This is a genomic window from Vibrio sp. 10N.222.49.C12 (genome assembly GCF_041475025.1).
Taxonomy (GTDB): Bacteria; Pseudomonadota; Gammaproteobacteria; order Enterobacterales; family Vibrionaceae; genus Vibrio; species Vibrio crassostreae_C.
Genome location: NZ_JBFRVF010000116.1, coordinates 1 through 8,711 on the forward strand (window position 1 = coordinate 1; position 8,711 = coordinate 8,711).

Here is an 8,711-nt window from a genome sequence, read left to right on the forward strand (position 1 = left end):
TACCTTGAAAAACACCGATAGTCCCCCATATTCAGGTTAGCACTATCGCTAACGTACCCATTTTCTTTCAGAATAGCTGTGCAGTTTGCCTCGATCTCTACACAAAATCTCATCAACAACTCATGAATACGGAAAGAATGAGTGTTCAAGTTCTGATCTGATGGCTCAACATAATCGAACAGCTCAATTAAGTCTTTTTGCAAAAGCAAATAAGCGCGGATGTACTGAGCGGGAGCATCTGCGTATAGAGGATGCTTTATGTACTCCCCTTTGCCGGAGTCACCATATGAATTGTCAGAAAATACTCTACATGTTCTTGTGTAAGGTTTATCTATCACCAATACTCTCCTTGCTGTATAACGCCTTATTATGAAGATTTATTTAGCAAGTACTGCCTAAATTCTTTGATCAACTCCACGGGCACATCACCATGCCCCTTTGCAATGATTTCACTTGCATCCAATAAGTAGTACGTAATTAACGGTATTGCCGCTATTTCTAGTTCACTTGGAGTAATTTTAAACAGGCCTTGCTCGCTTAGTTTATTTGTTTTTTTTGTTTCCATAACACGATTAAGCAATGAAAAAACACCACTATGCGTATGACAAGACAAAGAACCATACAGAGCTTTATAATCCTCTTGAAGCCCTGCTAGCTTGAACTTATCGTAGATACTTAAGCCATCAAAATTTTGACTCGGCTTATAGAGTTCATAAGCTTCCCGCCGTAACTTGCGGTATTTATTCTGTTGATATTTTTTCCGAGATAGCTCCTTTTCTCTGTTGTAGTACTCTGCCCACAAATAATTAACATAATTACCGTCACTTTCGACAATTTTAATGTCGACATAGATTTCTAGCGCATTTCTAACAATCGACTGAGTAGCCACGAAGTGCTGTTCATGTATTAATATGGAAAGTGACTTACACTGCTCAACCATAGCGGCAAATAACCCCATCATCGTAATATATGGAGCGCTAATTGAACTGTGGTATGTATCCTCGAAAAGAGCGGTAGATATAGTGATGACCTGATCTAACTCTTCTAGATTCTCGATATGAGTCATAGATATCCCTTCTTTATATCGAATGACATGGATTCCTCCTCTAGAGGTACTGCCACACTTATGCACCATGTCTGATTATTCTTATTTCTGCAGTATCGACCTAGCTAAAAACACCTTTAGCCGTCATGACAAATACCAAAATGGCTAGGTAATACTCTCTCTAAACTACTGACTAAAATAGCAAGTATGCCACTCATACGTATAGGCATTGAAGCGTGTAGCGAACATTAGCTAGCTGGTCGATAAGATTACTATCGAACCTTATCTTTTCCTCGCTCGCCTTGAGAAAAGCCTCAAAGCGGTGTGCCCTTCAAAGGGAATCGTACAATTTACTTAACAAAGTGGCATAGGGCTTGTTCAACACTCGGGATTTAGTGTTAGCTGAGCAACACCTTAATCCTTATTTGTTAACTCAATTCAAGTTTCAAATGTTCGAAATCGATATATGCTTCTTCGAATGATGAAACTTCCTGTATAAAGCCTTCATCAAAATTAATTTTTTGCAGCAAATCATCAAGTGATTTTGATTGTATAAAGGCTTGGTATAATCCTTTAACTCCAATACCTTTTGGAGTGTGTCCTAATAAATATTCTATTAGCTGATTCTTACTAAATTGAGTAACTAGCTTATCTTCAAGTCGTTTATTCGAATTGCTAATTAGTTGTTCGAAGTTTTCGGGCTGGAGTTTTTCCATTATAGACTCTGTATACCCTTTCAAGACTGAGTTAAGGTCTTTTAAACCAGAAACTTGAGTTGATAAATCAGCTAAGTCTTTGTCTTGATTTTTCCTACTAAGAAAGTCAGCAAAAAGACCAGCCCACTGATCTCTGAGCCAACAAGCAATCTCATCAAACTTTTCAAAGTCTTTAATTAAGTTGTTACGTTTTTGAGCATAAATACTATCAATTAAGCTAAATATATTCACATTGTCAACATGCGCATACTCAATGCCTTTTCTATCTCGGTTTTTTCTAAAAGTATGATACTCCGAATGAACATTCTTATCGATGAACACATAAATTGGTATGTCATTTTTTCTAGCCGTTTCGTATTCTTTTTTTGTTATCGAGTTATAGAACTCTAATTTTTCCTCTTTGTTATCCTCCTGCTCGGAAGCAGGGCTTCCATAACGACCGCCAATAATTAATACTAATATATGGCAATTCTTAATTTCCTCATAACAAGATACATCTAATGCAGAGTCATGATGAAAAGGTATATCACCTTCCTCATAAAGAACTGACTCGTAGCCTAAACCATCAATAAATGCTTCCAAACTATTTCTAATGTGCTTTAAGTCATAATATGTCGAAGATACAAATACTCTTGGCTTAGCCATATACTTCCTTATTGAGTTAACCGTTCTTAGACCGAAAAATTCTGCATTTAAATACAGAATCAATCTATCTAGTTTCATATGCACAGCAATTTACCACGATTAATCACAGCAATTCAGTGACTTAAAGCATAGATAAGCTCATTGAATGACAAAATGCAGAATATTTCCATATAGTATGAATTTCGCAAAAAAACCACTCCACTGGATATAAACACAGCACCAATACACATACCCCAAAACACAAAAAAGCCTGCCATCTATGCGAACATAAATGGCAGGCTTTATACGTTAATTAAGCTTGTGAGTGGCTAGCTTACGCCGCTTCGAATGCGAGGGCTTTCTTCTCTACCTGACGGAAGATCAGCGTTAGTATGCCGTTTACTGCTAAGTAGAATGCGCCGGCGATACCAAACACAGTAAGTGTGTCGTAGGTTTGGCCGTTGATACGCTGAGCGTAGCCCATCAAGTCCATGATGGTGATGGTGCTTGCCAGTGACGTGCCTTTGAAGACTAGAATCACTTCGTTCGAGTAAGCTGGAACAGCGCGGCGCAGTGCGTATGGCAGTAACACTTTAAGCGTTGCTACTTTGTCCATGCCTAGTGCACGACATGCTTCCCACTGCCCTGCTGGAATTGCGTTGAATGCGCCTCTGAACAGTAGCGTGCTGTATGCAGCGGTGTTCAAAGCTAATGCTAACATTGCACAGAACCAAGGTTGGCTTAACCAAGTCCACATGAAGCTTTCACGAATCCAATCGAACTGACCCGGGCCGTAATACACCAAGAAGATTTGAACCAACAATGGTGTGCCGGTGAACAGCGTAATGATGCCACGTGTTAACCAGTGAATCGCCGGTATTCTTAAGATTAGCGTTACCGTCATCAGCAGTGACAAGATACAACCAACCAGCAGTGAAGCGCCTGTGAGTTGCAGACTGGTCGCTAAGCCCTCAAGCATTTGAGAGAGGTATTGTTGATTCATGCCATTGCCCCTTTGTTACCCAAACCTTGAATAGAGAACTTACCATCAATCACTTTTACCAATCTTTGTGTGATTAAAGTGATGACCAAGTAGATTGCTGCTGCTGTCGCGTACCAAGTAAATGCTTCGTGCGTTGCAGCGGATGTTAGTTGTGCTTGTTTCAACAAATCCGTTACGCCAATCAGCGATACTAATGCAGTGTCTTTTAGTAACACTAACCATTGGTTGGTTAACCCTGGTAGTGCGTGTCTTACCGCTTGAGGTAAAACTATACGAAAGAATGAACGTGATTGAGAGATACCAAGCGCGCTTGCTGCTTCTCTCTGCCCTTTGCTTACTGCTTTTAATGCACCACGCAAGGTTTGCGAAGCGTAAGAAGCAAAGATAAGTGACAGTGCAACAACACCAGATAAGAACGGGCTCACTTCTATGAAGTCGCCAGTGATCATGAACAGAACTTGTGTCGAACCAAAGTAGATAAACAGTACGACCAGAATTTCTGGTAAACCACGAACAATCGTCACAAATGCAGTCGTTGGCCATTTGATTGCAATACGACGAGACATCTCACCACTTGCAAACAAAACTGCTAGAACCAATCCAACCAATAGGCTTACGAACGCAAGCTGAACAGTCATCCAGCTTGCTTCGACGAGCCCTAAAGAGTAACCCGTTAATTCCATAAATTACTTACCGAAGTACTTGTTGAAGATCTTGTCGTATTCGCCGTTCGCTTTCACTGCTGCAAGTGCAACGTTAAGCTGGTCTACAAGTTCTTGGTTGCTCTTGTTTACTGCGATACCAAAGCCGTTACCGAAGTACTCTTGGTTTGTTACTTGGTCGCCTACGTACGTTAGGTTGTCTTCTTTCTTGAACCATTCTGCTACAACGGCTGTGTCACCGAATACAGAATCGATACGACCGTTCTTCATGTCGATGAATGCATCTTGGTAGCTTGAGTAAGGTACCGCTGTTACGCCAGTCATTTGCTCAAGTAGGAAGCTCTGGTGAGTAGAACCGTTTTGAACACCAACACGCTTGCCTTCTAGTGCTGCTTGGTCTGCGACTTTGCCTTCGAAAGAGATGAATGCTGCAGAGTTGTCGTAGTATGCGTTAGAGAAGTTCACTTGTTGAAGACGCGCTTCTGTGATGTCCATTGCCGAGATAGCCGCATCGTAACGTTTGAATTTAAGTGCAGGGATCAAGCTATCGAATGCTTGGTTGTGGAAAGTACACGTTGCTTTCAGCTCTTCACAAAGTGCGTTTGCTAGGTCTACGTCAAAACCCTGAATTTGGTTGTTCTCATCCATGTATTCGAATGGTGCGTACGTTGCTTCCATCGCGAATTTGATTTCTTCTTGAGCTGCTGCGTTAAAAGAAGCAAGGCCGATAAGTGAAGCTAGTAGAATCTTTTTCATTTTGTTACTCCGAATACTGTGTAATAGCGGCCTGTGGCCATTCTTATAATTTGATTGTTTTAATTGATGTTGTGTTTAGCTAGATCTAGTGAGTCAACTTTCTTTTAATAAGTGACTTACTTAATGAGTCAGATACTCGGCAAACTCAGGTGTCTGCGGATTAACGAATGAATCGCTGGTGCCGTGTTCAACGATGTACCCTTTCTCTAGGTACAGAACGTGGCTAGCAATCTTCTTCGCGAAATCGACTTCATGCGTCACGACCACTTGGGTAATGCCCGTTCCGCTCAATTCTTTAATAATGCTCACGACTTGGTTGGTGATCTCAGGATCAAGCGCCGCTGTTGGTTCATCAAACAACAACACATCCGGTTTCATCATCAGCGCACGTGCAATCGCAACACGCTGTTGTTGACCGCCAGACAGTTGAAGTGGCCAAGCGTCTGCTTTGTCGGCAAGTTGAAGTGTCTTTAGGACTTCTTGCGCTTGCTTAATCGCTTCTTGCTTATCCAAACCCGCCACTTTGGTTGGTGCTTCAATCAAGTTTTCCATCACCGTCATGTGTGGCCATAAGTTGTATTGCTGGAACACCATGCCGACTTTACGACGAAGTTTAAGCCCCTGCTTCTCTTGGATTTGGCTTGAAAAATCGAATTGCTCATTCGCAATGTCTAATTCGCCGTTGTCCGCGATTTCAAGCAGGTTCAATACACGCAGTAATGAACTCTTGCCCGCGCCGCTTGGGCCAAGCAATACCAAGGTTTCGCCGCTCTCACAGTCGAAACTGATGTCGTGAAGAACTTGGGTATCACCGTATGATTTGTTGATGCTCTTTACTTGAATACTCATGCCACAATACTGCATTAATTGTCATTTGTTGGTTATTCTATTCAATCCGAGGTTTTATGCAAGAAAAATGTATAAAAAACTACTTTGTTGAATTTTTGTAACAAACATTCCACAAAAAACAGTCGCTATAACTGGTCTTACAACCAAAACTCACAAGTCATTGATAAAGCTAATATCGAGATAAATAGCAAACGTTTTTCTATCAATTTATAAATCATCGCACGGTTGCTTGTTTATGTGTGCACTCTCCTATCAACGCTAATTTACTTGCATAAAAATTAGGGTTAAATAGCTTGGTTTCCTATCCAACTGACTGAATCAGAATGCTTAGTTTTCCTTTAAGGTTGTTTCGAATTATTCACTTAGTGATGAGGAAATATTGGAAATTGAGTTTCCTAGGGAGCGTCACAGCGCAATAAATGCTTTAATGGGTTCGATTCTCAACAACAATTACTGCCCAGCGAACAACGCGCAGTACAGGCAATAAGTCATAAACCATAAGCAATTAGCCATAAGCAACAAGCCATCTATTTTTAAAGCGACAACACATTAAGGCAGTCATATGCAAAACGATGTCTCTTCTACGCTCGACTCGAACCAGCGACAGACTCAAAAGAATCCCGATGCCAAACCTGAGAAAAAAAGCCTCAGTATTTTGTTTGAGCTGAGTAAATTCATTCAGCCTTATAAAGGTCGTGTTATTGCTGCGTTGATCGCGTTGATCTTCACAGCGAGCTTAACCCTTTCAGTCGGACACGGTATTCGTCTTCTTATCGACCAAGGCTTCAGCCAACAATCGTTGTCAGACTTAGGCAGCGCGATTCAATTCATCATGGTGGTGGTCGTGCTGATCTCGATTGGCACCTTCTTCCGCTTCTATTTGGTCTCTTCTGTTGGTGAGCGAGTAAGTGCGGATATACGCCTGTCGGTTTTCAATCACGTGGTGACGCTGCACCCGAGTTACTTTGAAACCAATGGCAGTGGCGACATCATGTCGCGAATCACCACGGATACTACTCTGCTTCAAAACATCATAGGTTCATCGTTCTCTATGGCGATGCGCAGCGCGTTGATGTGTATTGGTGCAATCATCATGCTGTTTGCGACCAATATTAAGCTGACGTTGATTGTATTGGCCTCGGTGCCATTTATCTTGATTCCGATCCTTGTTTATGGGCGCCGTGTAAGAGCCCTATCTCGCCAAAGCCAAGATTCCATGTCTGATGTGGGTTCTTACGCAGGTGAGGCAATTGAGCACATTAAAACGGTGCAAAGCTACAGCCGAGAAGAGCAAGAGAAAGCATCATTCGCGGTAGAAGTGGAAAAGGCGTATGAGATTGGTCGCCAGCGTGTAAAACAGCGCGCGATTCTTATTTCTGGCGTTATCGTGATTGTATTTAGTGCTATTGCAGGCATGCTTTGGGTTGGCGGCAGTGATGTTATCAACGGCACTATGTCGGCTGGTGACTTAGCGGCGTTTGTGTTCTACGCAATTATGGTTGCTTCATCGTTAGGTACGATTTCTGAAGTGATGGGTGAACTGCAACGCGCGGCAGGTGCGACCGAGCGATTAATCGAGATCCTACAAGTTGAAAGCCATATTGTTGCGCCAGTTGCGAATCCAACTTCGCTTGCTAACGTAACGCCAGAAGTTGCATTTGATGATGTGACCTTCTGTTATCCATCAAGACCGGACCAACCCGCAACAAGCAACCTCACGCTTACTGCCCATGAAGGCAAAGTGTTGGCACTGGTTGGCCCGTCTGGCGCAGGTAAAACTACCCTGTTCGAACTGTTGCAACGTTTCTACGACCCACAAGTGGGTAAGGTCACATTAGGCGGTGTTGAACTGAATCAGTTTGATCCTAACGAGCTAAGAAAGCAGATGGCATTGGTACCGCAACAACCTGCTCTGTTCAGTAACGATGTGTTCCATAACATTCGCTACGGCAACCCGCAGGCAACAGACGAGCAAGTGATCGAAGCGGCGAAGAAAGCGCACGCACACGAGTTCATTCAAAACCTACCTGATGGCTACAACAGCTTTCTTGGTGAACGTGGTGTAAGGCTTTCTGGTGGGCAGAGACAACGTATTGCTATCGCACGTGCCATCTTGAAAGATCCAAATATTCTATTGTTGGATGAAGCAACCAGCGCACTAGACAGTGAAAGTGAGCATCACGTACAACAAGCGTTAGAAGAGTTAATGCGTGGCAGAACGACGATCATTATCGCCCATCGATTATCAACAATTAAACACGCCGACCAAATTGCGGTGCTCGATAAAGGACAACTAGTAGACATCGGCGACCACCAGTCTCTCATCAATAGCTGCGAATTGTACCAACGCTTGGTTGAGCTGCAATTCAAACACCTTAGTGCCTAACTATTGAGTGGATGTGCAACTAAGTCACTGACATTGTGTGGTTTCAAGCTTCAAAAACTTAAATCACGCGTGTTGCAGTTTTGTTAATTTAGCGGTAGGGTTTTTATTCCAATAACAACTTATCCCTACATAACAATAAGAGAGTTCGCATGGAAGCACTATTATCTGACTACCCGGTAGTAACAGAAATCCCTGTCGCTTGGGGAGAAATGGACGCACTCAATCACGTTAACAACGCTGTATATTTTCGCTATTTCGAAACCGCTCGCTTAGATTTTTTCAAGCACGTCGAGCTGATGGAAGAGATGGCGATTACCAAAGTTGGTCCTGTTCTTGGTGACACTTACTGTAAGTATTTCCGCCCAGTCACGTATCCAGATACCTTGATGGTCGGCTCACGTGTTACCGATATTCAAGATGACCGATTCACCATGGAATACGCGATTGTCAGTAAGGCTCAACAGAAACTGACGACCGTTGGCACTGCGACTATCGTGATGTTTGATTTTGCTTCGAACCAGAAAGCCCTGCTCTCGCTGCGCTTAACCAATGAAATCGAAAAGATGAACACGTTGAAAAGCCCATGCTTCAAACAAGAAGCCGTGACAGAATAACGTATTCGTTGGTTGAGAAAGATTCAGAAAGTTTCAGAATCGAGTAGGAGGAGGCC

Annotated in this window: 8 protein-coding genes and 2 pseudogenes; 3 read left to right on the top strand and 7 right to left on the bottom strand. The window is 42.6% G+C overall.

The window, feature by feature from the left end:
- Positions 1-338 (bottom strand): annotated as a pseudogene (locus tag AB4583_RS21005) (hypothetical protein); the annotation flags it as partial.
- A gap of 29 nt (positions 339-367) precedes the next feature.
- The gene (locus AB4583_RS21010; protein WP_372119230.1) at positions 368-1,066 is read right to left on the bottom strand and encodes a DUF5677 domain-containing protein; all 699 of its coding nucleotides are present in this window, start codon (positions 1,064-1,066) and stop codon (positions 368-370) included.
- A 67-nt stretch (positions 1,067-1,133) separates the two neighbouring features.
- Between AB4583_RS21010 and AB4583_RS21015 the strand changes: the two are divergent.
- Positions 1,134-1,285: pseudogene (locus tag AB4583_RS21015) on the top strand (IS110 family transposase); the annotation flags it as partial.
- 188 nt (positions 1,286-1,473) lie between these two features.
- Here the strand turns inward: AB4583_RS21015 and AB4583_RS21020 are convergent.
- The 5 genes from AB4583_RS21020 to artP form a co-directional block, all read right to left on the bottom strand.
- Positions 1,474-2,406, bottom strand: a complete 933-nt coding sequence (locus AB4583_RS21020; protein WP_372119233.1) for a DUF4062 domain-containing protein — start codon at positions 2,404-2,406, stop codon at positions 1,474-1,476.
- Positions 2,407-2,719: 313 nt separating this feature from the next.
- Positions 2,720-3,388 (bottom strand): arginine ABC transporter permease ArtM, encoded by a 669-nt coding sequence (gene artM / locus AB4583_RS21025; RefSeq protein WP_017087151.1) that lies wholly within the window; start codon positions 3,386-3,388, stop codon positions 2,720-2,722.
- Positions 3,385-4,071, bottom strand: coding sequence for an arginine ABC transporter permease ArtQ (gene artQ / locus AB4583_RS21030; RefSeq protein WP_017078229.1), 687 nt, complete (start codon positions 4,069-4,071; stop codon positions 3,385-3,387). Before artQ ends, artM begins: the two co-directional genes overlap by 4 nt.
- Positions 4,072-4,074: 3 nt before the next feature.
- Entirely contained in the window at positions 4,075-4,806 is a 732-nt protein-coding gene (locus AB4583_RS21035; protein WP_054546341.1) for a lysine/arginine/ornithine ABC transporter substrate-binding protein, read from the bottom strand.
- A 120-nt stretch (positions 4,807-4,926) separates the two neighbouring features.
- Entirely contained in the window at positions 4,927-5,655 is a 729-nt protein-coding gene (gene artP / locus AB4583_RS21040; protein ID WP_032545343.1) for an arginine ABC transporter ATP-binding protein ArtP, read from the bottom strand.
- 562 nt (positions 5,656-6,217) lie between these two features.
- Between artP and AB4583_RS21045 the strand changes: the two genes are divergently transcribed.
- Together AB4583_RS21045 and AB4583_RS21050 are read left to right on the top strand one after the other, a co-directional pair.
- Positions 6,218-8,041: an ABC transporter ATP-binding protein/permease gene (locus AB4583_RS21045; protein ID WP_372119237.1), complete on the top strand. Its 1,824-nt coding sequence runs from the start codon at positions 6,218-6,220 to the stop codon at positions 8,039-8,041.
- Between the two features lie 149 nt (positions 8,042-8,190).
- Positions 8,191-8,655: a thioesterase family protein gene (locus AB4583_RS21050; RefSeq protein ID WP_017061819.1), complete on the top strand. Its 465-nt coding sequence runs from the start codon at positions 8,191-8,193 to the stop codon at positions 8,653-8,655.
- Positions 8,656-8,711: the final 56 nt, after the last annotated feature.